The organism is Bradyrhizobium sp. AC87j1 (assembly GCF_002936975.1).
Classification (GTDB): Bacteria; Pseudomonadota; Alphaproteobacteria; order Rhizobiales; family Xanthobacteraceae; genus Bradyrhizobium; species Bradyrhizobium shewense.
Genome location: NZ_PTFE01000055.1, coordinates 13,647 through 39,634 on the forward strand (window position 1 = coordinate 13,647; position 25,988 = coordinate 39,634).

The 25,988-nt window shown below is 61.5% G+C and carries 21 protein-coding genes and 1 tRNA gene; 14 read left to right on the top strand and 8 right to left on the bottom strand.

Annotation, left to right across the window (positions count from 1 at the left end):
• Nucleotides 1-64 precede the first annotated feature (64 nt).
• The 10 genes from CV770_RS25195 to CV770_RS25235 all read left to right on the top strand — a co-directional run bounded on the left by CV770_RS25195 (nucleotide 65) and on the right by CV770_RS25235 (nucleotide 9,663).
• A complete protein-coding gene (locus tag CV770_RS25195) occupies nucleotides 65-1,843 on the top strand; it encodes a tetratricopeptide repeat protein (protein WP_245453858.1) in 1,779 nt (592 codons plus the stop codon).
• 735 nt (nucleotides 1,844-2,578) lie between these two features.
• Nucleotides 2,579-3,859, top strand: a complete 1,281-nt coding sequence (locus tag CV770_RS25200; RefSeq protein ID WP_104464276.1) for a tyrosine-type recombinase/integrase — start codon at nucleotides 2,579-2,581, stop codon at nucleotides 3,857-3,859.
• Nucleotides 3,856-4,341, top strand: a complete 486-nt coding sequence (locus tag CV770_RS25205; RefSeq protein WP_146101345.1) for a hypothetical protein — start codon at nucleotides 3,856-3,858, stop codon at nucleotides 4,339-4,341. The genes CV770_RS25200 and CV770_RS25205 overlap by 4 nt, the downstream gene beginning before the upstream one ends.
• Nucleotides 4,342-4,422: 81 nt before the next feature.
• Nucleotides 4,423-4,701: a hypothetical protein gene (locus CV770_RS41740; protein ID WP_146101346.1), complete on the top strand. Its 279-nt coding sequence runs from the start codon at nucleotides 4,423-4,425 to the stop codon at nucleotides 4,699-4,701.
• Nucleotides 4,702-4,710: 9 nt separating this feature from the next.
• On the top strand, nucleotides 4,711-5,607 hold the full coding sequence (locus CV770_RS25210) for a DUF7146 domain-containing protein (protein WP_104464278.1): 897 nt from the start codon (nucleotides 4,711-4,713) through the stop codon (nucleotides 5,605-5,607).
• Nucleotides 5,597-7,006 carry a phage/plasmid primase, P4 family gene (locus CV770_RS25215; protein WP_104464279.1) on the top strand — a complete coding sequence of 470 codons (1,410 nt, stop codon included), beginning with the start codon at nucleotides 5,597-5,599 and terminating at the stop codon, nucleotides 7,004-7,006. Before CV770_RS25210 ends, CV770_RS25215 begins: the two co-directional genes overlap by 11 nt.
• 447 nt (nucleotides 7,007-7,453) lie before the next feature.
• Nucleotides 7,454-8,527: a phage major capsid protein gene (locus CV770_RS25220; protein WP_104464280.1), complete on the top strand. Its 1,074-nt coding sequence runs from the start codon at nucleotides 7,454-7,456 to the stop codon at nucleotides 8,525-8,527.
• Nucleotides 8,524-8,883 carry a hypothetical protein gene (locus CV770_RS25225; RefSeq protein ID WP_104464281.1) on the top strand — a complete coding sequence of 120 codons (360 nt, stop codon included), beginning with the start codon at nucleotides 8,524-8,526 and terminating at the stop codon, nucleotides 8,881-8,883. The genes CV770_RS25220 and CV770_RS25225 overlap by 4 nt, the downstream gene beginning before the upstream one ends.
• Entirely contained in the window at nucleotides 8,867-9,082 is a 216-nt protein-coding gene (locus CV770_RS25230; RefSeq protein ID WP_146101347.1) for a hypothetical protein, read from the top strand. Before CV770_RS25225 ends, CV770_RS25230 begins: the two co-directional genes overlap by 17 nt.
• Before the next feature lie 227 nt (nucleotides 9,083-9,309).
• Nucleotides 9,310-9,663, top strand: a complete 354-nt coding sequence (locus CV770_RS25235) for a P27 family phage terminase small subunit (RefSeq protein ID WP_104464283.1) — start codon at nucleotides 9,310-9,312, stop codon at nucleotides 9,661-9,663.
• Nucleotides 9,664-10,049: 386 nt separating this feature from the next.
• Here CV770_RS25235 and CV770_RS25240 read toward each other — a convergent pair whose 3' ends face one another.
• From CV770_RS25240 to CV770_RS25250, 3 genes are all read right to left on the bottom strand, one after another.
• Entirely contained in the window at nucleotides 10,050-11,498 is a 1,449-nt protein-coding gene (locus CV770_RS25240) for an SMODS domain-containing nucleotidyltransferase (RefSeq protein WP_104464284.1), read from the bottom strand.
• Nucleotides 11,495-12,511, bottom strand: coding sequence for a hypothetical protein (locus CV770_RS25245; protein ID WP_161500027.1), 1,017 nt, complete (start codon nucleotides 12,509-12,511; stop codon nucleotides 11,495-11,497). The genes CV770_RS25240 and CV770_RS25245 overlap by 4 nt, the downstream gene beginning before the upstream one ends.
• Nucleotides 12,512-13,174: 663 nt before the next feature.
• Nucleotides 13,175-13,264, bottom strand: a tRNA-Ser gene (locus CV770_RS25250).
• Between the two features lie 193 nt (nucleotides 13,265-13,457).
• Here CV770_RS25250 and CV770_RS25255 point away from each other — a divergent pair.
• The gene (locus tag CV770_RS25255; protein WP_104464286.1) at nucleotides 13,458-13,799 is read left to right on the top strand and encodes a hypothetical protein; all 342 of its coding nucleotides are present in this window, start codon (nucleotides 13,458-13,460) and stop codon (nucleotides 13,797-13,799) included.
• Between the two features lie 186 nt (nucleotides 13,800-13,985).
• On the opposite strand, the gene CV770_RS25260 is transcribed toward CV770_RS25255, so the two are convergent.
• The 3 genes from CV770_RS25260 to CV770_RS25270 all read right to left on the bottom strand — a co-directional run bounded on the left by CV770_RS25260 (nucleotide 13,986) and on the right by CV770_RS25270 (nucleotide 17,998).
• Nucleotides 13,986-15,449, bottom strand: a complete 1,464-nt coding sequence (locus CV770_RS25260) for a trehalose-6-phosphate synthase (RefSeq protein ID WP_091966436.1) — start codon at nucleotides 15,447-15,449, stop codon at nucleotides 13,986-13,988.
• Between the two features lie 241 nt (nucleotides 15,450-15,690).
• Nucleotides 15,691-16,509, bottom strand: coding sequence for a trehalose-phosphatase (gene otsB, locus CV770_RS25265; RefSeq protein WP_091966438.1), 819 nt, complete (start codon nucleotides 16,507-16,509; stop codon nucleotides 15,691-15,693).
• Nucleotides 16,510-16,513: 4 nt separating this feature from the next.
• On the bottom strand, nucleotides 16,514-17,998 hold the full coding sequence (locus CV770_RS25270) for an MFS transporter (protein WP_201760032.1): 1,485 nt from the start codon (nucleotides 17,996-17,998) through the stop codon (nucleotides 16,514-16,516).
• 181 nt (nucleotides 17,999-18,179) lie between these two features.
• On the opposite strand from CV770_RS25270, the gene CV770_RS25275 reads away from it, so the two are divergent.
• Nucleotides 18,180-18,551 carry a DUF3175 domain-containing protein gene (locus CV770_RS25275; protein ID WP_104464288.1) on the top strand — a complete coding sequence of 124 codons (372 nt, stop codon included), beginning with the start codon at nucleotides 18,180-18,182 and terminating at the stop codon, nucleotides 18,549-18,551.
• A gap of 180 nt (nucleotides 18,552-18,731) precedes the next feature.
• Here the strand turns inward: CV770_RS25275 and CV770_RS25280 are convergent, their stop codons facing one another.
• Nucleotides 18,732-20,777: a methyl-accepting chemotaxis protein gene (locus CV770_RS25280; RefSeq protein ID WP_201760028.1), complete on the bottom strand. Its 2,046-nt coding sequence runs from the start codon at nucleotides 20,775-20,777 to the stop codon at nucleotides 18,732-18,734.
• Nucleotides 20,778-21,138: 361 nt separating this feature from the next.
• A complete protein-coding gene (locus CV770_RS25285) occupies nucleotides 21,139-23,178 on the bottom strand; it encodes a methyl-accepting chemotaxis protein (protein ID WP_104464289.1) in 2,040 nt (679 codons plus the stop codon).
• Between the two features lie 268 nt (nucleotides 23,179-23,446).
• Here CV770_RS25285 and CV770_RS25290 point away from each other — a divergent pair, with 268 nt between their 5' ends.
• Together CV770_RS25290 and CV770_RS25295 are read left to right on the top strand one after the other, a co-directional pair.
• On the top strand, nucleotides 23,447-24,613 hold the full coding sequence (locus CV770_RS25290; RefSeq protein ID WP_104464290.1) for an FIST N-terminal domain-containing protein: 1,167 nt from the start codon (nucleotides 23,447-23,449) through the stop codon (nucleotides 24,611-24,613).
• Between the two features lie 10 nt (nucleotides 24,614-24,623).
• The gene (locus CV770_RS25295; protein WP_091966448.1) at nucleotides 24,624-25,982 is read left to right on the top strand and encodes a hybrid sensor histidine kinase/response regulator; all 1,359 of its coding nucleotides are present in this window, start codon (nucleotides 24,624-24,626) and stop codon (nucleotides 25,980-25,982) included.
• Nucleotides 25,983-25,988: the final 6 nt, after the last annotated feature.

Below are 25,988 nucleotides of genomic sequence, written 5' to 3' on the forward strand. Positions count from 1 at the left end.
GGTTCAAAGAAGCTAACCTTCATCTGCTGCCCATGGGCTCGCCAGTTCAATGCGTGAGTTGCCCTTGTCTACCGGTCCGGCAAGCTGTCCTGCTGACGCCGCGATCCGCGAGGGCGCCGAGGTGCCGCCGGCGCAGGTCCTCGTCGAGCTGGAACGCGTCCTCGCGAGCCAGCATTTCCAGGCGAGCGAGCGGCGTCGCACCTTCCTTCGCTTCATCGTCGAGGAGACGCTTGCAGGCCGCAGCGACGGCCTGAAGGGCTATACCATCGCGTTAGCCGTGTTCGGCCGTGAGGAGTCGTTCGACCCTCAGGCCGATCCGGTCGTCCGCCTCGAAGCCCGCCGATTGCGGCGGGATCTCGACAGCTACTATGTGGACGCTGGACAAAACAACCTGGTGCGGATCGCCATTCCCAAGGGATCGAATGTTCCCTCTTTCGAGTGGTCGGCATACCGAACAGCGCGCTCACCCCCCGCGCCGGAAGCGGACCCTGGTGATCCTCCACAATCGGATGTCGTCAGGGGCATCGGCAGCAAGAGCAAGCTCGGCTTCCGAAACGCGTTGATTGCCGCGGTTTTCGCGGTGACGTTGTTCATTGGCCTCGCAGCGTCGTGGATCTGGATAGGCGCGAGAGCGCCCTCGTCAGTGCCCTCTCGCGACCCTGCCGTTCTCATCATGCCATTCGAGGCACTAAGCCCCGGCGAGAGCTCGCGCTATCTTGCCATGGGCATCGGTCAGGAATTGACCAGCAACCTTTTTCAGTTTGAAGGCTTTCGGCTCTTCACCTCCCCATCCGGCGTTGGTCAGCCACCAAACCAATCGTCGGCACAACTCAACCGGCCTGACCTTGCTTATGTCATCAACGGCAGCGTGCAGACGAATGCCCAAGAAGTGCGAGTGACAATCACCGTTTCAAGTGCAAGCAGCGGGCAGGTCATCTGGACGCGAACATACACGCGATCGACCGACCCCCAATCTCTCATGGAGACTCAGAGGCAGCTTGCCAATGAAATCGCGTCCATCATCGGTCAGCCCTCTGGGGTGTTGCGGAACGACATCGGCAACAATCCGTCTCCCCACAACATGGCAAGCTACACCTGCGTATTGCGAGCTTACGGATATCAGCGCACTTTCGCCGGTGCGCTCTTCGACCCCATCATGCGGTGTCTCGAGGAGACCGTTCAACGGGATCCCGAATATAGCGATGCGTGGGCGATGCTCGGATGGCTGCATGTTCACGCAGGCCGCATGGCCTACACGGGGGCGGACAATATCCAAAAGGAATACGCGAAAGCCCTGGAGGCAACCTCACGTGCGGTGAAGCTTCAGCCGAACAATCCACTCGCACTAAAGGCCCTCGCCGCGACCTATCATTTTTTGGGACGCTATGAAGAAAGTGACCGCATCGGCCGGCAAGTGGTCCGTCTCAATCCGAACGATCCCGATGCGCTCGGCCAATTCGGCTGGCGGCTCGCCGTCCGAGGAAACTTTTCGGAAGGTGTGCCGATGCTCAAACGAGCGATAGAACGCTCGGTGAGTCCTCCAGCCTGGTATTTTCATTTCATTGCGGTCGATCTGTATATGAAGGGCGAGTATGAGCAAATGCTGCATGTCGCTGAGCAGGCCGCGCTGAGCGATACGGGATTCAGTCAGTTATTGATCGCAATTGCGAACGCGGAGTTGGGCCGTCGCGGCGCCGCAGAGGTCGCACTGGAGAAAATGTCGCGGTATGAACCCTTGGCTCGCGATCCGGCAGGCTTCCTTCGCCGCAATGGCGCGGCCGATCAGGTCGTTGACGCCCTCATGGCCGGCTTGCGCAAGGCCCGATCGCTCACCTCCGGGTGAGGCGCCAGCGGGTCACTTTGAGACCTCACGCTGTTGCACTTTGCACGTTTTCTTCATCCCCGATAGCGCCATGCACGTCGCTCGGGCTCCGGTAGTCCACTTCTAGGGCGGTGTTACCACTTGGGTAGGTCGTCGCGCCGTCTACAGTCGCGAGTGATGCAACTTTTCGTCAATTCGCACTCACGAATTCCCTTCGAGTCGTTGGACGAGCAGTCCGGCTAGCGTCGCCTGCTTATAATCCGTCAGGAGGACGTTTGCAGTCGCACGGCGCGTTCGCTCCTCGACGGGCTGAGCACAGCGCCGCCCACGATGCGCATCGTGCGAGCAATTTCAGGTGAGTCGCCTGGTACTCAGGGGAGCAGCGGCCCGAACGCCATGTCTCAAGTGCAACTCGAGCATAGGCCGCATGCCATTAGGCTCCTTCGAATGGCCCCCGCTATAACGATTCCTATATTTGCCGGATTTGCGACGGGCAAAAAGGGGGCGTTGCAACAGCGTGCTATCCCGCGCAACCTAGTCCAAATCGTAGTCTGGCGCACAAAATCGCGCAGATGGCGGAGAGAGTGGCCGATTTCGGCTCTCCCGGAGAACCCCGGCAACGCTCGCTAAAACTCGCAATACTCATGAAATAACAATGGCTTAGGTCTTTTCTTCGCACCGCCGAACCCCGATATTACCCGCTAGAAGTCGGAGCCAATCCGGGGGTCGCCCCGGGGGTCATTCGGAGCGGGATCGATGAAGCTAACGGTGAAGGGCGTAGAGCGGGCACTGAAGAAGCCGGGCCGCTATCGAGACGGGCGAGGGCTCTTGCTCCAGGTCAATTCGCCTACCAATGCGAGTTGGGTCTATAGGTACGAGCGCGGCGGACGGGAGCGATGGCTAGGCCTTGGACCACTCTCTCTGCTCTCCCTCGCCGAAGCTCGCGACAAGGCTCACGAAGCTCGGAAACTGCTCTTCAACGGCATCGACCCGATGGAGCACCGCAAAGCGGAGAAGGCGGCGCGAGCGGCCGAGCCTAGCGCGAAGCTTTCGTTTGAGGAGGCCGCTCGACAATACTTTGACCAGCACCAGCAGAAGTGGCGCAATCCGAAACACCGGGCGCAATTCCTATCGACGTTGGAGCAATACGCCTTCCCGGTCATGGGGCGTGTCGCTGTCAGCCAGGTCGATACCCCGCGGCTCATCGCGGTCTTGGAGCAACGGCACGCGAACTACCCGGATCAGCGGCTTTGGGACGCCATCCCCGAGACGGCCAATCGCTTGCGCGGCCGCATCGAGCAGGTGCTGGACTGGGCGACCGTCCGTGGACACCGCAAGGGCGACAATCCGGCGCGTTGGAAAGGGCACCTCGACAATGTCCTTCCGGCGCGCGGGAGTATCCGGAAGGTGAAGCATCACCCCGCCCTAGCTTATGCGCAGATTCCGGATTTCATGGCCGAGTTGCGAGGACGCGAAGGGATTGCGGCTCGTGCGCTGGAGTTTCTGATCCTCACCGCCGCCCGAACTGGGGCCGTGATAGGAGCGCGGCGCGACGAAGTCGACTTCGACCAGAAGATTTGGATTGTGCCTCCCGACCGGGCGGAGACGAAGATCAGCGGGGATCAGCCGCGCCGCGTCCCGCTAAGCGACCGCGCGATGGAAATCCTGAAGGAGTTGCCGATTGAAGACGACAATCCGTTTCTCTTTATCGGCGGCAAGGCCGGCTCGGGCCTGAGCAACATGGCGATGGCCGAGCTTTTGAAGGACATGGTTTGGCCTTCCACCACGCCGGATCGGATCGCGACTGTGCACGGCTTCCGCTCGACCTTCAAGGATTGGGTGTCGGAGACTACGAACTATCCCAACCATGTTTCCGAAGCTGCGCTATGGCACATTGTAGCTGATAAGGTCGAAGCAGCTTACCGGCGCGGCGATCTCTTCAATAAAAGGCGGCGGCTTATGGCCGATTGGGCGCGCTATTGTTCCGCTCCTCCGGTTGCGAGCGCGAAAGTGCTACCGATGAGGGCGGCGCGATGACCCACAATGAACAAATGCGCGCTGCCATCAAAGAATTGGGCGGGAGCGGACGCGATGAAGTCCTGCGGGCGCTTAAGGCGATCGCCGATGAGCGGTTAGTGTGGGAGCGGTCCCTGCAACGTAGCGCGGTGGACACTCGAAAGGCGCTCGCGAAGATTGCGTCGGCGATGCATCGGGTTCATCTGGCCCACGCCAAATTGCCGATGGAAATCCGACAAGAGCTGAGGCTACCCGATTTCGAACCATATAGGGCCGCCTGCAACAGGATACGTCGTGAGAAGCGGGACCGAAGCGGCGATTACATGAAGCTGGTTGCCGCGAGAGAGGCGCGGAAGCTTCTCGTACACTTTGGCTTTCGCGTTAGCGCAACACGGCTGGGACAATGGGACAAGTTGGCCGCGGCGCTTTATGGCGACAGGAGGCAACGCTTTGCCGTCCAGTTCAAGAAGCTAGAGAAAGAAAGGAAGAGCGCGGAACGCTAAAACTTTCTTTTCCGGCGTTCTAAAAAGCGCGCTTAGCTCCGCTCTAGCCCGGACCAACCCGGCACAACACGGAGCGGATTCATGACCCAGCAGAAGGCGACGAGAGCCCCCGAAGCGAAAGAAAAGAGGGAGCGGCGGTCCGTGCCGCCTGTGCTTTGCCCTGATCACTTCTACCGACTAGCAGACGGCCCACACTTCTTTGGATATGGCCCAACGGTCTTGGCGGAGAAGATCGAGACCGGCGAAGTGCCGCGGCCAATCTCGCTGTCCAACAGTGGACGCGCGCGCGGTTGGTTCGGCCGCACCATTCTAGCCTGGCAGAGGTCGAGAGAAGAAGCGGCCGCGAAGCAAAGCGCGTGAACCGGGCCGATGGGCTACTACAAAGAACTTCTAATACGCCGGGCTAATGCCAACGAATGGCGAATGCCCGAAGACGAAATTGGCGCCGACTTGGCCGCTATAGCAGCAGCCCTTGGTGGGGAGGTTGACGGTAACTTCGTCCGTTGTCCCTCGCCGGGCCGTCCGCCCGATGATCGATCGTGCTTTGCCCGCTTCTACGCGCCGGACAGCTTCTACATCTATGAATGCGAAGGGAGCGAGGGAGCCGCCTATACCTTTGTGCGATCCCGACTGAACTTACGCGAGCCTATTCGCCGAGATCAGAGCGAAATCATCGGCGCAACTCTCTCTTCGGTGGACTGCGGCTCTGCTATTGGGACGGTTGTCGAGCAATATCTGCGTAGTCGCGCTTTGACATTGCCCCTGCCAACGTGCCTGTTGTTCCATAAGCGCTTATTCCACAAGCCTAGCAGGTGCTTCTTTCCGGCTATGATCGCAGAACGACGCGATGTTTATGGCGCGTTGACAGCGATTCATCGAACCTTCTTGGACTGGGATAACCCAAGAAAGGCTCCGGTCGAGCCACAACGGATGGATCTTGGGCCTACTGCGGGGACCGCGATCAGACTATCCCCTGCCGCCGAAGAGCTCATCATTGGCGAAGGGATTGAGACAACGCTTTCGGTGATCCAAGACACGGGGTGTCCGGGGTGGGCGGCCGGCTCAGCGAAGGCGATGGAACTCCTGATGCTCCCGTCCGAGGTTCGCCGCGTGACCATTGCCGCAGATGGCGATGAACCGGGAGAGCGGGCAGCACGTCGCGCTGCTGCGCGCTGGGCGGGAGAAGGCCGCGATGTGAGAATTGCGCGTGCGCCACGCGGGAAAGATTTTAATGATCTGCTGATGGAGGCGCGCGATGGGCGATAGCATCGCTCAAATCGTCGATGCCGCGCGAAAGATAAGTGCTGCTGACCTCGCTCCTCCTTTCTCCGAGGAAGCTCTGGCACTGGAATTTGTGAACCGGCACCGCCACGAAGTGCGCTATGTGGCGAAATGGAACCGATGGCTCATCTGGGACGCCGGACGATGGCGGTTCGATGACAAGCGCCGGGTGTACTCGCTCGCACGAGATATCTGCCGAGAAATTGCCCAGGGCATCAACAAGGAGAATTTGGCGAAGACAATTGCTAGCGCGAAGACGCGTGCGGCCGTTGTAAGTCTCGTTTCCGACGACCCTAGGATTGCGGCGACGGTCGAGCAGTGGGACGCTGATCTTTGGCTGTTAAATACCCCGGATGGCGTTCTTGACTTAGCAAATGGGATACTGCGGCCTGCCCGACCAGACGACTTCATGACCAAAACTACAGCAGTTGGTCCGAACGGCGAGTGCCCTAAATGGCTTGAGTTCTTGGTGAAAGTAACCGGCGGCAACGCTGAGCAACAGAGCTATCTACAGCGCGTGTGTGGCTACGCGTTGACTGGAATGACTCGCGAGCATGCGATCTTCTTCCTTCATGGACTTGGAGCCAACGGCAAGAGCGTATTCGTCGCCACAATTGCTGGTGTGATGGGCGAATACCACCGGGTGACGCCGATCGAGACTTTCACAGCGAGCATGTCGGATAGACATCCGACTGAGCTAGCGGGGTTAATGGGCGCTCGGTTGGTAACTGCCACCGAGACAGAGGAAGGGCGACAGTGGGCGGAAAGTCGATTGAAGCAGCTTACCGGTGGTGACACGATCTCTGCCCGCTTTATGCGTCAGGACTTCTTCGACTTCACGCCGCAATTCAAGCTGATGATTGCAGGAAATCATCGACCAGGATTGCGGTCGGTTGATGAAGCAATCAGGCGGCGCATGAACTTGATACCCTTCTCGGTGACGATCCCACGGGAGGATCGCGACGCCGAACTGACCGAGAAATTGAAAGCGGAGTGGCCCGGTATCTTGAAGTGGATGGTGGATGGATGCGCCGAATGGCGGCGCGTTGGCCTACAACATCCATCCTCCGTCGTAGAGGCCACCGAGAGCTATTTGGCAACCGAGGATAGCTTGCAAAGGTGGTTGGAAGAGTGCTGCCGGACGGGGCCTCAATACTGGACCCAAACCAGCCTTTTGTTCGCGTGCTGGAGGCGATGGACTGAGGCCGCCGGGGAATTCTCAGGCACCCAAAAGCGGTTCTCGCAAAGATTGGAGAGCCACAATTTCATGCTGGAGAAGGAAAAAGGTCAACGAGGCTTTAGGGGCATCACGATCTACCGGGAGCCGCCCGACCCGAAGAGCGCAGCAAGCACATTGCAGAAGATTTGGGAGCCGCCGTGGTGAGGAGCTTCGGCGCGGACGGATCGGACGGGAGGCCCTATTTAAGACGCCCGCGCGCGCGCGTACGCGTACGTCGCTGTTCCCTTCTCCCGTCCGATCCGTCCGACTGTTCAGGGAGGCGGCGACCGTGAGCCGAAAACCTCCCCTAAGCTCCTCCTCCGCTCTCGCCCTGCGCCGCATACAGGGCCGGGAGCGCTCGCGGCGTGCCCGACGGGGCGACGCATCGAAATACTGGGTTCTGACCCAACACGCTTTTCTAGAGTACCTAATCGACCGCGGCGTACTTTCCTCGGAAGAAGCTCGGGACCGCAAAGTGGTCGGCGAGCGGCTTGCCGAGGTCCAAGCCGAGTACCCCATGCTCCGGCGCTTTTACGATGCCCATCACAAGAGCTAAAAATTTCGCAACGGCCGTTGCGCTCATCGGCCGCCGGACAGGCGATATTCGCGCCTATGACCATTTCACGCAGATCACCCCTTCCTACCGACCGCTTCCGGCATCGCGCAAGCATCTCGTTAGTCCGCGCCGCGGTCGCCACGCTCCTGGCGAGCGTCCACAATTCCTTCCCGGGTCACGTCGCAAAGCAACAGTGGCCTGGCGACATCGATGTGCCGATGCTGCTTAAGGCGGCAACCTCGCCAGCCGTGACGTCTTCAAGCAATTGGGCCGGTTCGCTCGCCAGCACCGCTGTCGCGGACTTCATCTCTGTCATGGGCGGAGCGAGCGCTTCCGCGGCGCTCCTCGCTGAGGGGCTTGAATTCGCTTTCGACGGCAACAACGGCATTCTCGTGCCGGGCATGGTGGCCGATCCGAACAACGTCAGCTTCGTTGGCGAGGCGGCGCCCATTCCAGTTAAGGCCTTGAGTCTAGATGGTCCGACCCTGTCTCCAAGAAAGTTTGCCACAATCATTCCGTTCAGCCGCGAACTCTTTGAGCGGTCCACGCCGACTATCGAGACAATCGTTCGCGCAGTCCTGATGGAGAGCCTAGGCCTCGCGACCGATGCGGCGCTGTTCAGTAACACGGCGGGCAGTTCGCTTCGTCCTCCGGGATTGCTTCTTGGGATCACGCCACTTGCGCATTCGACCGCCACCGACCCGCAAGATGCGATGCTCGCGGATATCAAGGCGCTGGTTTCGGCCGTCGCGCCCGTCGCAGGCAATGGCGAGGTTGTGCTTGTCGCCGCCACAGATCAGTCAGTGGCCCTGCGACTACGGCAAACCCGGGAGACGTATCGAGTTCTCGCCTCCGCCGCGCTCGCGCCCGGCACCGTCATTTCCATAGCGCCGAGCGGTCTCGCATCGGCACTCGACCCCGTGCCCCGGTTCGAGATAGCAAGTGAAGGCGCGCTCGTCATGGACGACGCCGCTGGACCACTCAGCACAGTCGGCACTCCGAATGTCGTGGCTGCACCGGCGCGCTCTCTCTTCCAAACCGATACGCTCGCCTTGCGCGTCGTCCTTCAGGCTTCTTGGGGCTCCCGAAGTCCGTTAGCGATCGCATACACCACTGGAGCTAGCTGGTGAGCTACGAACGGACCCGCGACACTCTCGCTCGCGCCCACGCAACGTTGGGCCGCTTGGCGGATATCGATGCTCAGATTGCTCGGCGGCGCGCTCGCGAGGCGCTTGGACTCATCCCGGAATACACCCCGAAGCCACTACAAGAAACCGCAGGCGAGACCGACCACGAAGGCTCGATGTCCTTCGAGCTGTTCGAAGGGGTAATGAAGGAAGTGATCTACCTGCTTCGGTGTGAGTTTGGCCAAGAGCTTGCCGCGCTACGCGAGGAAGTACAGGCGCTGAAGCGACGACGCAGGCGCAAGGGAAAGGCCACAGCAACAACCTCAACGGAGGATCGCAGCGATGACCACACAAGCTGAATTTGACGCCATGGTCGAGCAAGCGCGGACCGATGCGCTCAATTACCAGCCGCTCAAGCTCGCGTCCGTTCTTGCATTCACGTCGGTTCAAGTGGTTGGCGACCATCAATTCGCTCGGCTCGCCTTAGCAGGCATCCTGACCGGTCTCGCCAAGGAATTGCGCGATAGCGTTCCGAATGTCGTTGAGTTGCGGCAGTGACTCTTGCCCACAAGCTGCAACTCCGACACAGCGGCTCCAGCCTCCGGCACCGATCGCAAGTCCACCGCGAGGTTGGAGCCGCGCACTTCTCAAGAACTGGGGGGAGGTCATTTTCGGAGGACCCGACGCCAACCGCAGTGCGGCCCGCAGGGCGAACCAAGCTAAACGGGCTGAAAATGAAATCAAATCAGCCCACGTCTCTCGGACAACCTTGATGTAACCATCTCATGACCCAGCGCGGACGAAAGAGCCTTAACAAACTTCAACTCGTCGTCCCGGGCTACCGCGCGTCGGACAAAGAGCCGCCACCACCGCCCACCCATCTCGGCAAGATCGAGCAGCTGCTTTGGCGCGATCTACTGGAGGAAAACGCAATCGACACCCGTGCGGGGTTGACCGTCCTCACTATCGCGCTGGAGGCGCACGAGCGCGCTCGGCTTTGCGCCGAACAGATCAAGCGGGACGGACTGCTAACTAAAGGGCGCGATGATCAGGATAAGGCTCATCCCCTGATCGCGCACGAGCGGGCGGCCAGACAGCAATACGTTCTCTGCCTGCGTAAGCTTGGGTTGGAGCTATGATGGCGGTCGATAGTTCTTGCCAGCAGAAGGAAAGGAAGGAGACCGCGCCTGATCGAGACGCCGCCCGCACTAAGCCACCGCAGCCTTCGCGGCCTGAGAAGCTTCCCAAATCGGAGTGGAGCCCGTGGCCCTAAGACGTAAGCGCATCGCGCCTCGCGCGCGCGAATTATTCCAGAGCCTTCAATCCCAACCAGAGGGAAGCCCGCAATGGTGGGAGCTACACGGCGAACTCCACGAGGAGTTAGGCCTAAAGCCCTGGGAGTGGCCGGCGGTCATTCGGCCAGACGTCAAGACCGACAGCGACCCCGGCACCTTCGCAGAGCAATGCGATAACGATGCGAAGGCGCTATATGCCGCGCTTGATCGACACCGATGAGAAATCGCCCCTATTCGATCAATACTCGGAACGCCTCGCTCTGAGCGACCAGAGTGTCATCGCGCTTACGGACAACAAAGGCCTCGACCAAATGAATTCCGCGATAATTTAGACTTTCAAACTTCGTTTGCGCGCCTTCAGACCTGTAGAAGTCGCCGCGAAGCTGCTTAGCATTGCAGGCCTCTTCGTCGGTGTTTGTGATGCGCCACCAGACGTCGAAGTCATTGCCCGGAGGAAATCCTTGGCTGGTCACCGCCGCAAATTCGAGCCACTGGCCTTTAGGGACTGGATCAAGTGAATTTACGGCTCGTATCATCCCGACGCCTTTTGATCTATATAGCGTGGCTTTGATGTGTATCGGAAATGTGCCGCTCTTTGCTTTCTTCCATTTTGGGCTTTGCATGTACGGACGCTTATTGAAGCTATCCGGCAACGCACGTGCACCAAACCGAATCACTGCTGCCGCAAGATCCAATCCAACCAATGCGGTTTCGCTGACGCTTTCCTTTAACCGCGCAATTGCTGTCTTGCTGATGGACTTCGCGTCCTCGGTTACGACCTCCTTGGCGAAGTCCTCACCGAACACTCGGCGCCATTTTGAGATGCTCTCGTTACGATCCGCCTCGTCATAGGCGTCGTCGATCCACTCACGATACTTGGACACCATCTCGCGAAAATTCGCATAGTTCTCATCTGTCCAATCATCTGCAAAGTTTTCAGATACCAAGAAGGGATTGCTAACAATCGGCTTGCTCGGATTTTGCTGACACCAATCATCCAACCGACCAAAGATCGTCTTCAAGGCTGTGGGAGTGTCTGCGAACGCGTCACTGTCCTTGTCCGCACTGCTGATGCGAGCGCCAAGTATCGTAGTGAGGAGCACGGAGGTACAGCGGAAGGTTCCTTTGATGTCGCGGAGGTACTTAATGAGCCGCGTCACCTTCCGAAAACTGTTGCTGCCGGAATACCGATTTTGTTCGACAAGCCAATCAGTATACTTGATTGGTTCAGATCGCTCGAATTCATCAGTATTGCGGTTGCAGACCTCTAGGAGCGCGTTTCCACCTCGACCATAAACGCACGGGGCAATATCTATTTTTCGATCGTTGGCGTAAGTGATCGTGACGCAATGAGACCAGCGCCGCACCATATCTCGATACGTGCCACTCGCTCGAAACTCGGTATAAAGCTCCTCGATATATCTTGCGGCGTTCCATCCAGATACTGGATCGACCAGTGCAAGGAGATCGGCATCGAACTCACCCAGGTCGACGGGCTTTATGATGGTATTGTGAGCCCAAGAACCTTGGGGCTTCCATTCCCGAATACGGGGCGCCCAATTGGAGTTCTCAATAAAGTTCTCAATAGCCCCGATGCCGCCCTCAAGCTCCTTCACCCGGGTCTCGTTGAGATTGACGACATCCCTCAGAAAATCTTTGAAAAGTTCATCTACCCTCATGACGCAGTCCTCTTATGGCGCGCCTCCTCACGATCGTTTTGATAGTCGCGCCACCTTTGATCGAGGCTGGTCCGGCAGAAATTGTAGATGAACGGCACGACCTCCGGGGCACCTTCGACGGCCGCATTGTAATCGGTCATCGCAAGTAGAACGTCTGGGAGCGGATAGCCATTGCGGTCCGCAATCGCGAGTCGCGTTCGAACGTCTTTGATTTCCTCTGCGGCGGCACGGTGTTGCTGATAGCCTCCAATAACGTCTGCCGACATGGCGAACACGAGCATTGCGAGGAAGACGCGGACCGCCGTAAATGTTGTGTCACGTTCAACGAAGGGCGTCGTTGCGAGTGCAATGACGACAAAGGCCAGCACGAAGAGCAAAATAATCATCAGCAAAACGTTTGAGCTAACTCGCTGGAGATGCTCGCTGTAGAACGACGACTCCTCTAGCATCTCGCCAAGGCGTGAAGCTCCAGGCGGCTTTGTCGTTGCGTAGTAGTCAGCTTGCTCGTATTTCGCCGCTTGCTCTGCCGAAATCGTGAACCGGTCACGAAGGCTTTGAACCTCACTCGGCGAGAGAGGCTCATTCAAGCCGCCGAGCAGAAGCCCAGCACGGCGCGCCGCCTGCGCGGCGGACCTCGCGTTGACATACCAGCGGTTTAAGACCCACCAGACCGCCAACAATCCTGCGCCAAAGATCGCCAGTACGTACAGCGTCACCTTGGCGTCGTCGGGAATTACAACAGATACCGCAGCAGGGATTGCAACAGCGAGCTGAACGAAAAAGAGCGCAACGCGCAGGCGCGATGCCTTCTCAAACTCGGCCCGCTGATAGCCGATAAAGTTTTGCGATGTGAGGGACAGGGGTTGGCTCCGAAATTTGAACAATGAATAAAAGACAATGACTTCATTTAAGTAGCAGCAAGCAAATATGCAACCGGGTCGCAGACGATCTTCAAGCGGCTGTTCGAGCACGGCGCGCTCGGGCTCCCACGGACGATGGTCGGCAGAGCTCAACCGCCTCTGAGCGCTAGCTATTTTCCCGGGGAAGAGACTCGCGCGATGCTTGCGTCGAGGGGGGGACTCAGTTTCAAATGAACAGGTCAGTGCGCGGGACCGATTCGGCCCTGAGAAGCAAATCGGCCCGCAATTCTGACTTCCGGCCGGCGTCCATAACCGGTTTGGAGCCTCAGGCCGCTCGGGTCCACTCCGGGCGGCCTTTGGTTTTTGAGGACATTCAGTCCTACTGAAATCACCCTAAGTGATTTGCGGCTGTACACGCAAAGTGTATTTCGCAGAAATTGCGATGGCCGTTGCGATGGTCTGTGGATCGCTTCGGCTAGTTCATCTTCTGACGTAGCTTTCTGATGATCTCGCGGAGATTAGCAGCGTATTCCTCGATGATCCGGCGCGCCTCTTCCAAGCGCGATGGCTGGGCCTCCCTTCCCTCTGTCTGTTTGTCAGGCTCGGGCATGGCTTGACGGTCTGCCGCGGAAACGGGCCGCCGCTTGAGCTACGTCAAGAGAACGGCGCCTGAGGGTCGAATGCGGACAGTTCCCGAGAGAACACACCACGGACAAATCGTGTCCGGCATCTGGTTAGCGGCAACGCAACCAAGCCGGGGGTTCTGCCGGGGATCATCGGCGAAAGCTTGAAATTATTCAGCGATTTCAATGATCATGGCGGAGAGAGTGGGATTCGAACCCACGGTACGGTTTCCCGCACACACGCTTTCCAAGCGTGCGCCTTAAGCCACTCGGCCATCTCTCCGGAGCGCCTCTCTTGAAGGGGCGCCGACGATTTTGCAAGAGATCGCGGGTAAATCGGGTGAATTTTCCGTAAGATGTTGTATTTACGGGGTAATATCTGGCGTGGCAGATGCCCTGACCCGCCTGCCGGCTGAACCGGCGACGGGTTTGGCGCGACGATTCACGTGAGAACAGCAAACACGCTCGGGGACGCCATGACCATCCGCAGCACCATCGTCGCCGTTAGCCTGATTTCGGCCCTTGGCTCCGCCTTCGCCGTGCCCGCCGCCGCCCAGGTCTGCACCCGGCAAGGCGTCGATGTGAGCTGCAACGACGGCCGGCGCGGGGTGCTGTCGGGCAATGCCATCATCTGGCCGGACGGCACACGCTCGAGCTCGGCGCCACATCCGAGCGTGATCATCGGCAACAAGAGCTCGGTGCATGTCGGGCCCGGCGTGTTCGTCGGCCAGGGCAAGGGCATGGTGCCGATGGACGATCCGAACGCGCCGAACAAGCGGCAATGCGCGATTCTGGATGGGGTGTCGTATTGCTATTGAGGTCTTTTCCTTCTCCCCTTGCGGGAGAAGGTAGCGCGAAGCGCCGGATGAGGGGTTGTTTCCGCAAGGGATTCTCTTGCGAATGTGCTCGCGGATAGGAACCCCTCACCCGTCTCGCCGCATACGCGGCGAGCCACCCTCTCCCACAAGGGGAGAGGGGAAGAGCGTCGAGCAAGCTCTCGATAGCTAAATCAGCCTTACGCCTGATATCGCCGACTTCAGCCAGCGCAGTGCCTGTGGCGGCTGCGTGGCGAGCGGGGCGACCGCGGCCTTCTCGGTCCGGCACTTCTCGAGCTCGGCGACGAAATCGGCCGACCATTGCTGGATGGTGTGGCCGCGCAGCTTCTTCATCATCGCGTCCCAGCGCATCTTGCGCTCGGTGAGCGGCATCGCGGCGGCGATCGCGATCGCGCGGGCCATGCCGTCGATGTCGTGCGGATTGACGACCAGCGCGGCGTCGAGCTCGTTGGCCGCGCCTGCGAATTTCGACAGCACCAGCACGCCGGGATCGGCCGGGTTTTGCGCGGCGACATACTCCTTGGCGACGAGGTTCATGCCGTCATGCAGCGGCGTCACCACGCCGATCTGCGCGGTCCGGTAGAGCCCTGCGAGCACCGCCTGGCTGAAGCCCTTGTTCAAATAGCGGATCGGCGTCCAGTCGACCTCGCCGTGGCGGCCGTTGACGTCGGTGACGAGGCGCGCGACGTCGTTCTGCAGATTGCCATACGCTTCGATGCCGCCGCGCGAGGGGTTGGCGATCTGGAGCAGCGAGATGCTGCGCGAGAATTGCGGCTGTTCGGTCCAGAGCCGGTCGAACGCGCTGATGCGGTTGACGAGGCCCTTCGAATAGTCGAGCCGGTCGACACCGATCGCGAGGCGCTCGCCATTGAGGCTGCGCCGCAGCCGCGACACGTCGGGATGCGAGGCCGATTTCGCCGCATATTGCGCGAACTTCTCCGCATCGATCCCGATCGGGAAGACCTCGCAGCGGGTGCGGCCATGCTGCGAAATCGCAACGCCGTCCTCGACGGCGAGGCCGAGCTCGCTCGCGACATAGCCGAGAAAATTCTGGCAATCCTCCTCGGTCTGGAAGCCGAGCAGATCGTAGGCCAGCATTGCCGTGATCAACTCGCGATGATTGGGCACGCCCTGCATCACCGCGGCGACCGGCCACGGCGTATGCAGGAAGAAGCCGATCGGATCGTCGACGCCGAGATCACGCAGTTCGGCGCCGAGCGCGAGGAAATGATAATCCTGCACCCAGAACGCGGTCTTGGCTTTTCGGAAGCGCATCAAGGCGCGCGCCATGAAGGCGTTGACCTCGCGATAGCTGACGTAGTCTTCGCGCGAGACGCGGATCAAATCGCTGCGCGAATGCAGCGCGGGCCACAGCGCCGAATTGGCAAAGCCTTCGTAATAGCCGCCGTAATGCGCCGCCGGCAGGTCCAACGTCGCAATCGCGCCCGATCCGAGCGCTTCGATCTCCGCGAACGGTTCCTTCTGATGGCCGTCACGCACACGGCCCGAAGAACCCACCCAGATCGCGCCCGAATGTTCCACAACCGGCAACAAGGCCGCCGCGAGGCCGCCCGTCATGGGCTCGTTAGGCTTGCCGCGGGCGACGCGATTCGAAACGACGACTAAATTCACAGGTCGTCCCCTCCTGTTTCATTCCACCCCGTTTAACTGCCGTTCATCAATATGGTTCCTGATCATCGTTTCAACCAATTGAAACCAAAATCGGGCACGCGCGTTGGAACTGGTTTCGCTTCGGGAACCCTAGATTTCGTTGCAAAGACAGCCTGTGCGGCCATGTTGCGCAGCACGCATCGTAGCGCGCGGCGGCGCTGTTCCGAGAGCATCATGTCCGCGACATGGCGCTGCCTTTGTTTCACCTCGGATCGAGCAGGCGAGCAAGGAACGCACGCACATCGCTCGGCGCGTCGAAATGGCCATTCACGCCCATGGCACGGCGGCCGACCGAGAAGGCAAGCCCATTCATGTCGGGCATGATCGCGAACACGGTTTCATCGGTGACGTCATCACCGATGAAGATCGGACGCCGTCCTTTGAACGGCTCGCGCTTCATCAGTTCGCGCACGCCGGTCGCCTTGGTGAATCCGGAATGCTTGATCTCGCAGACGAACTTGCCGGGCAGCACCTCGATCGGCGCATTGGGCAGGTCGGCGCGGATCACCGAGACCGATTCGTAGATCGCTTTCTCCGCGTGCGGCGCGAGGCGGTAATGCAGCGCGAGTGAATAACCCTTGTCCTCGAGCAGAATGCCGGGCGAAAGCTTGGCGATCGCGGCCAGGCGCCGCTTCAGCTCCTTGTCCAGCGGCGGCGCGTGCACGTCATCGGCCTCATTGTCGATCGACAGCCGCATCTCCGCGCCGTGGCCGGCGACGGCACGGAACACATCGGGCGCGAAGATCAGGTCGATGTCGTTGAGCGAGCGGCCGCTGACCAGCGCCAGCGCGCCGGAGGTGCGCTCGGTCAACCGGTTCAGCGTGTCCGACAGGCCCGGCGGCACCCACACTTCGCGCGGCGTCGGCATCAGGTCGAGCAGCGTGCCGTCGATGTCGAGCAGTATTGCGGTCTCGTTGAGATGCGGCACCAGCGCATGCGGCACCGGCACCGCATCGGGTGCTTCGTCGTCCGGCATGGTGCGCTTCTGGTCCAACGCCATTTCTGCAAGTTCCGATTTCATCAGTCTACTCCATAAAGGCGAGCGGCCGCGCGATTTGTTCGAGCGATTTGCGTTCCGCAGGGACGGCATAGCGCCAAGCCACGATCGCGGCCGCGATCATCAGGGCCGACCCCAGCAGATAGCCGGCGAACACGCTGGTGCGGGATCCCGTGTCGATCAGCACGCCGAACAGCGCCGGCCCGATCACGCCGCCGATGCCGGTGCCGACCGCGTAGAACACCGCGATCGCCAGCGCGCGGACTTCGAGCGGAAAGGTCTCGCTGACGGTGAGATAGGCCGCGCTCGCGGCCGGCGAGGCGAAGAAGAAGATCACCATCCAGGCGATGGTCTGCCCCTGCGCAGTGAGCACGCCGATGGAGAAAAGATAGCCCGAGATCGCCAGCAACAGGCCCGATACGCCATAGGTGAACATGATCATGATGCGGCGTCCGAGCGTATCGAACAGCCGGCCGAGCAGCAGGGGACCAAGGAAGTTGCCGGCAGCGAAGGGGAGCAGGTACCAGCCGACATGATCGGCGCTGATGCCGTAGAAATCGGTCAGCACCAGCGCGAAGGTGAAGAAGATGGCATTGTAGAAGAACGCCTGCGCGCTCATCAGCACGAGGCCGACCAGCGCGCGCTGGCGATATGCCGAGAACAGCGTGTGCACGACCTCGCGGATCGGCGTGTGATCGCGCATCTTCAGCCGGATTTTCGTGAAGCGCCCATCGCTCTTATCCTGGTCATGTCCGATCACCGAGCGTTCGATCTCGTCGACGATCGCGTGGGCCTGATCGGGGCGGCCATGGATCATCAGCCAGCGCGGACTCTCCGGAATCCACATCCGCATCAGGAGCACGACAAGACCGACGGTCGCGCCGATGAGGTAAGCCAGGCGCCAGCCGAGATCGGGATTGATCACAGCGGGATCCAGCAGCACGATGGACGCCACCGCGCCCATTGCGGCCCCGATCCAGAAGCTGCCGTTGATGACCAGATCGGTCCAGCCGCGATAGCGCGCCGGCACCAGCTCCTGGATGGTCGAGTTGATCGCGGTGTATTCGCCGCCGATACCGGCGCCGGTGAGGAAACGAAACAGCGCGTAGCTTCCGACATCCCATGACAGCGCGGTCGCGGCCGTCGCCGAGAGATAGAGCGCCAGCGTGATGAAGAACAGCTTCTTGCGGCCGATGCGGTCGGTCAGCCAGCCGAAGCCGAGCGCACCGAGCACGGCGCCGGCGAGATAGGCGGAATTGGCAATGCCGAGATCGAGATTGGTGAATTGCAACGACGGGCTCTGCTTCAGCGCACCGGAGAGCGCGCCGGCCAACGTCACCTCGAGCCCGTCGAGGATCCAGGTGATGCCGAGCGCCAGCACGACGCGGGTGTGAAAGCCGCTCCAGGGCAGCGCGTCGAGCCGCGCGGGGATACTGGTCTCGACGATGCGATCGGCCGCGGCTGCCGCGACCACAGGAGCATAGTTCGGCGCTGGGCTTTGCTGCAATTCCATCGGGTTGTTGTGTCTGATCAATGGAAGCGCCCCCGGTTCACATGATGTGGACGGGGCCGATCCGATCATCGGGGTGCGGCATTCCGCCTGCCACCTGCGACAACGTCTGCGGCGAGGCCGGGTTCCCACGGGAACGGCCCTTCGTCCGTCCGTTTCCGATGGAGCCGCAAGGAGTTGACGCATGGCTCATGTCAGAAAGACGACACAATCCCGCAAAACAGCTGCGCGCAGGTCGACGAGCGCCAAGCGCGGCACCGAGCGGAAGAGTGCGAAGCGCGCTGCGCCGAAGCGGTGGTCGCAGCGCGTGACGAAGCAGAGCGACGCGCTGGACCTGAAGCGCGGCGTGTTCAGGCTGACCAGCCCAAAGAGAATCGCGACATCGCTGAAGCGATCGGCCGAGCACAGCTCACGCCGCAAGACCGGCGCCTATCGCTCGGCGCTGTCGATGCTGACCTTCTACATCAACCGCGCCGGCAAGACCTTGCCGAAGACGCAGCGTACGCGACGGGAGAAGGCGAAGCTGGAGCTGAAGCGGGCGTTCGGGAGGGAGTGATCCTCGTACCAATCACTCCGATGTCGTCCCGGACGAGCGAAGCGAAGATCCGGGACCCATAACCACAGGAAGATGTGTTGCGAAGACTCGGAGTTATCGGCTTGGCGCCACACTTCTCCCTGGGGTTATGGGTCCCTGCGTTCGCAGGGACGACGGAGCAGTATGACGCGGCAGCCAGCCTTACGCCGCCCGAATATTCCCCATGAACCGATCGAGCTCGGCGCGCAGGCGGGTGCTTTCGGATGACAGCGTCTTGGCCGAATGCAGCACCTCCTCCGAGGCCGAGCCGGTCTCGGCGGCGCCGCGGTTGACCTCGCCGATGTCGGTGGCCGCGGTCTGGGTGCCCTGGGCGACGGTCTGGACGCTGCGCGCGATCTCCTGCGTCGCCGCGCCCTGCTGCTCGACCGCGCTGGCGATCGAGGTCGAGATCGACGAGATCTGGCCGATGGTCGCGCCGATCTCCTTGATCGCGGCAACCGATTCGGCGGTGGCGCCCTGCATGCCCGTGATGTGCGAGGAGATTTCGTCCGTCGCCTTCGCGGTCTGGCTCGCCAATGACTTCACTTCGCTGGCAACCACGGCAAAGCCGCGGCCGGCTTCACCGGCCCGTGCCGCCTCGATGGTGGCATTGAGCGCGAGAAGGTTGGTCTGCTCGGCAATCGCCGTGATCAGCTTCACAACTTCACCGATCTGCTGGGCGGCATGCGACAGCTTGCCGATGCGACCGTCAGTTTCCTTGGCCTGGACCACGGCAGCTTCCGCGATCCGGCTGGAGTCGCGAACCTGGCGGCCGATCTCCTCGACCGAGGCGGAGAGCTCCTCCGTCGCGGTGGCGACCGACTGCATGTTGGAGGACGCCTGCTCGGAGACGCCTGCGACCTGGCTCGACAGGCTCTGGGTGGTCTCGGCAGTGCGGGTCAGCGTGGACGCGGCCGATTCCAGCTGCACGGCCGAGGCCGACACGTTGGAGACGATGGCGCCGACCGCGCTCTCGAAATCATCGGCAAAGCGGATCAGCTCGGAGCGGCGGGCAGCGCTCGCCTCCCTGTTCTGGACTTCGCTGGCAGCGGCGTCGCGCTCGGCTTTTGCCACGGCTTGAACCTTGAACTCCTCGACCGCACCGGCCATCTCGCCGATCTCGTCCTTGCGGCCGAGACCCGGCAGCACCACGTCGAAATTGCCCGAGGCCAGCTCACGCATCGCCTTGCACATCGCGATCATCGGACGCGAGATGCCGTTGCCGAGCCACAAGGCCAGCACGGCACCGATCGCAAGGCCGCCGAGCGCCATCATCAGCATCAGCTGCTCGGTCTCTCCGATCGTCGCGTTGGCGCTCGCCTCTATGCGCTGCTGGTCAGCAGTCAGGTCCGAACGCAGCTCGGCCGAGAGCTTGAGGATGGTTGCCGCCGTCTTGGTCATCTCACCGTTCGACTTGACGATGATCTTCACATTCTCGGTCAGCTTTGAGAAGGAGGTGCGGTACTGCTTCAGCAGATTGCCGATCTCGGTGACGCGGTCGGTGATCTTCTGGTCGCTGGCATAGATCGAGACCAGCAGGGTCTCGAGGAATTTGATGCGGGCGATCACGCCATCGGCGGTCTTCGGCTCCGGCTTGGCCACGAAGGCGCTGACCGAGGTGGAGACCGCCAGATATTGCGAGGTGATGTCCTTGGCCGTGGTCTGGACCGATGCCAGCCCCGCCAGCGCCGCAGTATCGGCGAGATCGTCGAACTTGAAGCGGATCTTGTTGCCGACGCTGTTGAGCTCATCGGCCGCGATCTTGTTGTTCTCGCGCGTCAGGACGATGATCTCTCCGAACACCTTCGTGAAGCGCTGAAACTCGGCTTCCAGCTTGCCGACCTGCTCACGGCGGGCGGCGCCGGTCGTGGCGGACATCGACTTGGCGATCGCGTTCTTCAGATTGTCTTCGGCGGCCTTGGCTGCGGTCTCGTCATCCATCACGCCCGTCAGGGTATAGGCCCGAGCCAGTCCCTGATAGGCGATCAGGTCGCGATCGACCGTCCGCGCGAGGTCGGCTTCCGACACGCTGGCGCGGTAGGAAGCCACCGCGGCCTGGATCCGCTCGAAGCCAAAATAGGCGAAAGCCATGCTGACGGCGAGGATGGCTAGCACCGCCACGAAGCCGAGGATGATTTTTGCGCGAAAACGCAAGGTTGGCAGCTTCGATTGGTTCGACTTCGACTTGGACTTGGACTTGACCGACATTCCCCCACCCCATTCCATTCGCGGAAAACCAGGCGCAGCCCGGAAGCAGCCCGCTTCCTGACTCGCCCGCACGGTAATCGGCAAAGGATAAGCTGTGGTAAATTTGTGGCGCCGCAACTCGCGGTTAGGTGACGCGGGGATTCGTTAAGGCGCGCTTTCTCGCGCCGTTACAAATGCCGTCATAAATTGAGTGCCGGCGCCAATCTCCGCCCATAGCCACAGGGAGTGATTTGGCGAAGACTCGGAGTTACCTGCTCGCTCCATAACCACTCCCCGTGGCTATGGGTCCCCGCTTTCGCGGGGACAACAGCGGAGAGTGGGGTGATAGCTGAGCGTCTGACTCGCAACGAAGCCAAGCAACTTACGCCGCCCTGATATTCCCCATGAAGCGATCGAGCTCGGCGCGCAGGCGGGTGCTTTCGGATGACAGCGTCTTGGCCGAATGCAGCACCTCCTCGGAAGCCGAGCCGGTCTCGGCGGCGCCGCGGTTGACCTCGCCGATGTCGGTGGCCGCGGTCTGGGTGCCCTGCGCGACGGTCTGGACGCTGCGCGCGATCTCCTGCGTCGCGGCGCCCTGCTGCTCGACCGCGCTCGCGATCGAGGTCGAGATCGACGAGATCTGGCCGATGGTCGCGCCGATCTCCTTGATCGCGGCAACCGATTCGGCGGTGGCGCCCTGCATGCCCATGATGTGCGAGGAAATCTCGTCCGTCGCCTTCGCGGTCTGGCTCGCCAGTGACTTCACTTCGCTGGCAACCACGGCAAAGCCGCGGCCGGCTTCACCGGCGCGCGCCGCCTCGATGGTGGCATTGAGCGCCAGAAGGTTGGTCTGCTCGGCAATCGCGGTGATCAGCTTCACAACTTCACCGATCTGCTGGGCGGCATGCGACAGCTTGCCGATGCGACCGTCGGTTTCCTTGGCCTGCACGACCGCGGCCTCTGCAATCCGGCTGGAGTCGCGAACCTGACGGCCGATCTCCTCGACGGAGGCGGAGAGCTCTTCCGTCGCGGTGGCGACCGACTGCATGTTGGAGGACGCCTGCTCGGAGACGCCGGCGACCTGGCTCGACAGGCTCTGGGTGGTCTCGGCAGTGCGGGTCAGCGTGGAGGCCGCCGATTCCAGCTGCACGGCCGAGGCCGAAACGTTGGAGACGATGGCGCCGACCGCGCTTTCGAAATCATCGGCGAAGCGGATCAGCTCGGAGCGGCGGGCAGCGCTCGCCTCCCTGTTCTGGGCTTCGCTGGCAGCGGCGTCGCGCTCGGCTTTTGCCACGGCTTGAACCTTGAACTCCTCGACCGCACCGGCCATCTCGCCGATCTCATCCTTGCGGCCGAGACCCGGCAGCACCACGCCGAAATTGCCCGAGGCGAGCTCACGCATCGCCTTGCACATCGCGATCATCGGACGCGAGATGCCGGTGCCGAGCAGGAAGGCGAGGAACGCACCAAGCAGCGTACCGCCGATGGCGAGCATCAGAACCAGTTGCTCGGTCTGCCCGATGGTCGCTTCCGACTCCGTGTCCAACCGCTGCTGTTCGGCGACGAGGTCCGCCTTCATGGCGGTCGCGCCTTGCAGGATCGCACCGGCCGAACCGCCCATCTCGGTGACGAGCCCGTCGACCAACTTGGCGTTGGCGATCAGTTTCTCCAGCGCCTCGCGATAGGCGCCGAGGATGGTCTTGGCCTCCTTCAGGCCGGCGACGATCTTGTCGTCCATGGAATAGACCGCGCCGAGCGAGTTCTCGACGAACTTCAGCCGCGCCAGCGCGCTGGTCGCGATTGCCTGATCGGACGTCAGCACGAAATTGGTGGCTGCAGCACTGGCGGTTTGGAACTGAGCGTTGACCTGCTTGGTGCCGAACTCGATCGCCTGCGCCTCGGAATCGGACGCGTTGTTGCCGACGTCGTCGAGCTTGTACTTCAGGAGATTGGCTTGGCGCTGCAACTGGTTCTGCACCAGCAACGTGCTGTCACGCTTGGCCTGCAGAACCTTGCCGAAGGTTGCGGAGAAATTCGCGAACTCCTTGGCGAGCTTGTCGAGACTCTCCTTCCGCGCCGGAGTCTTGGCGCTCTTGACGGCCTGGTCGATGGCATTCTTCAGGCTGGCCTCGGCCTCGAGCGCCGCCTTGGCGTCATCTTCCTTGCCGGTCACAACGAAATATCTGACGGCCGAACGGTAGCCGAGCAGCTCGCGGTCGATGTTGCGGGCGAGGTCCGCCTCCGACACGCTGCTGCGGTAGGACCCGACCCCGGCCGAGACTCGCTCGAAGCCGAAATAGGAGAAGGCCATGCTGCCGGCGGAGATCGCCAGCACGACCGCGAAACCCAGGATGATCTTGGCGCGGAACCTCAGGGTGGGAAATATTGTGCGCTTTGACGGCGACGCGATACGCCCGGACATTCCCACCCCCATTATTTATTCCAAACAGCCGCGATCCGAAGGCGCCCCGCCTCCCCGACCGCATGCGCAAAACTAAGGCAGAATCGTCAAGGGGCGGTAAACTCCTCCGGCCCGCAATCCCGGGCTGCGCGAGCCAGACCGGCAACTTCCAGTCCGGACCGGACACCGCGCGACTTGTTGCGGCTAGATTGAAAAAGCCCTACTGTTTTCGGCACTTGGCGACAGATCTTGGCGACAGACCAAGCCGGTCCTTGAGGAGAGAAACGAAGTGGGGCAGGCCGATCTTCGGTTTGGCGGTTCGTCCGGCGTTGCGGTCGCGAAATCGAAAGCTCCGACCGTCGACGAGGCCGTTGCCGAGCTGGTCGCCCAGCTTCCGTCGGACGAGCTGGCCCTGGTCCTGGTCTTCCTCTCCCCCCGCTACGATCCTCATCGGTTCATCGCCGAGATCACGACACACTTTGCGGACACGCCGGTCTGCGGTTGCACGACGGCAGGCGAGCTGGCGCCGGACGGCTGGGACGAGAACAGCGTTGTCGCGATGACGTTCAGCCAGGCCGACTTCAACGCCGTGGTCCGGCCGATCCTGAATCTCGCCAATTTCCACGTCGAGGACGGCCGCCGGATCGGCAGCGAGCTTCGCCACGAGCTGTTGCGGACGACCTCGGAGGTCGGCGGCCGCAACCCGTTCGGCCTGGTGCTGATCGACGGCATGTGCCGCCGCGAAGAAGCTGTGATGTCCGCCCTCTATGCCTCGCTCGACAATATCCCGATCGTCGGCGGGTCGGCCGGCGACGGCCTGCGCTTCGAAAGGACCTGGGTGTTCTTCGACGGCAAGGCCCACACCGACGCGGCTCTCCTCATTCTCCTCAACACGTCGCTGCCGTTCCGCGTGTTCAAATGCGACAATTTCGAGCCGACCGCACAGAAGTTGGTGGTCACCGAGGCCGATATCGAGCAGCGCGTCGTCAAGGAATTGAACGCGGAGCCTGCCGCCGTGGAATATTCCCGTGCAGTCGGAATCATCGACGCCAAGCTCGACCCGTTCTCTTTCGCATCTCATCCGGTGCTGGTCCGGGTCGGCGGCTCCTATTATGCGCGGTCGATCCAGCGCGTCGATCCCGACGGCTCGCTGCGCTTCTTCTGCGCGATCGATGAGGGCATGGTTCTGACGACGGCAACTTCGTGCAGCCTGGTCGGAGCCACTCGCGACGCCTTTGCGGAGACCCGTGACCAGATCGGTGACGTCTCTCTCTATATTGGCTTCGAATGCCTGCTACGCCGGCTGGATGCCGAGCAGCATCAGCTTTCCCGCGAAATGTCCGAGCTGTACCGGCAGAACCGCGTCGTCGGATTCCATACCTACGGCGAACAGTTCGGCTCGATGCACGTGAACCAGACCTTCACCGGCGTCGCCATCGGCAGGCGGCCGACGTAACGGAGCCGACGTGGCAGAGACCTGGCAGGATGCCGAAACGATCGAGCAGCTTCGGCGGGAGTCCGTCAAGCTGAAGAAGATCAACGCGGCGCTGATGTCCCGCGTCGAGCGGTCGATGGATCAGCAGCTCAATGCGTTCTCGCTGTTCGAAACCGCAATTGCGCTCGACCATCAGATTCGCGACCGGACGCATCAGTTGCGGGATGCTCTGCGTTCGGTCGAACGGGCCAATGAAGGCCTGTACCGCGCCAAGCAGCAGGCGGAAGCTGCAAGCTCGCTGAAATCGTCCGTGCTGATCTCGGTCACCCACGATCTCCTCCAGCCGCTGAACGCGGCGCGCCTGACCCTGTCGGCACTCACTGAGATGATGGAGTCGCAGGAAGCGGGCCTGCTCATCGACCAGGTCGACCGGTCCCTGGTCACGCTGGAAGACCTGCTGCGCTCGCTTCTGGAGATCGCGAAGCTCGATGCGGGCGCGCTCCGGCCCGACGTGCGGCCGACTGCGCTTGGGCCGCTGCTCGACCAGCTCCGCGACGAGTTCGAGCCTATCGCCTGGAGGCAGGGACTGTCCCTGCGCGTCCGCACCTCGCCGCTCGCGGTCCTGTCCGACCCGATGATGCTCCGGAGGATCCTGCAAAACCTGCTTGCGAACGCGATCCGCTATACTCGCAGCGGCGGCGTCATCATGGGATGCAGACGTCGTGGCGATCGCATCGCAATCCAGATCTCCGATACCGGACCCGGAATTGCGCAGGCGCAGCAGGAGGCGATCTTCCGGGAGTTCCAGCGCGGCGACGCGAGCGCGACCGACCAGGCCGGCTTCGGTCTCGGTCTTTCGATCGTGCGCCGCTTCGCGACGGCGCTCGGGCACGAGGTGCGGCTGTCCTCGCATCTCGGCCGGGGATCGACCTTCGTACTCGACCTGGAGCAGGCCGATCGCGCTGATGTCAGCGACGATCTCCAGGAAATGAAGCCCGCCGATCTGCACTATGGCGCTCTGGGAGGGGCCAAGATCCTGCTCATCGAGAACGACGCCTCGGGCGCGGAGGCGCTGGCCGCCTTGCTGGAAGGATGGGGCTGCGATGTCGCGACCACAAGATCCGCCGCGGACGCCGCCCAGCGTTTGAGTGAGCTAGGCGGCACGCCGGACGCCATCATCGCCGATCTCCATCTCGATCACGGCGAAAGCGGATTGTCGGCCGTCGAGGGAATCCGGCGCCAGTTGAACTCGGACGTGCCGGCGATGATCATCACCGCGGATTATTCCGAAAAGGCTGCGGCGGAAGCCAGCCGCTATGGGCTGGAAGTGCTGAAGAAGCCGATCAGGCCGGCGGAAATGCGCGCACTGTTGTCGTTCCTGCTGAGCTAGTTCATC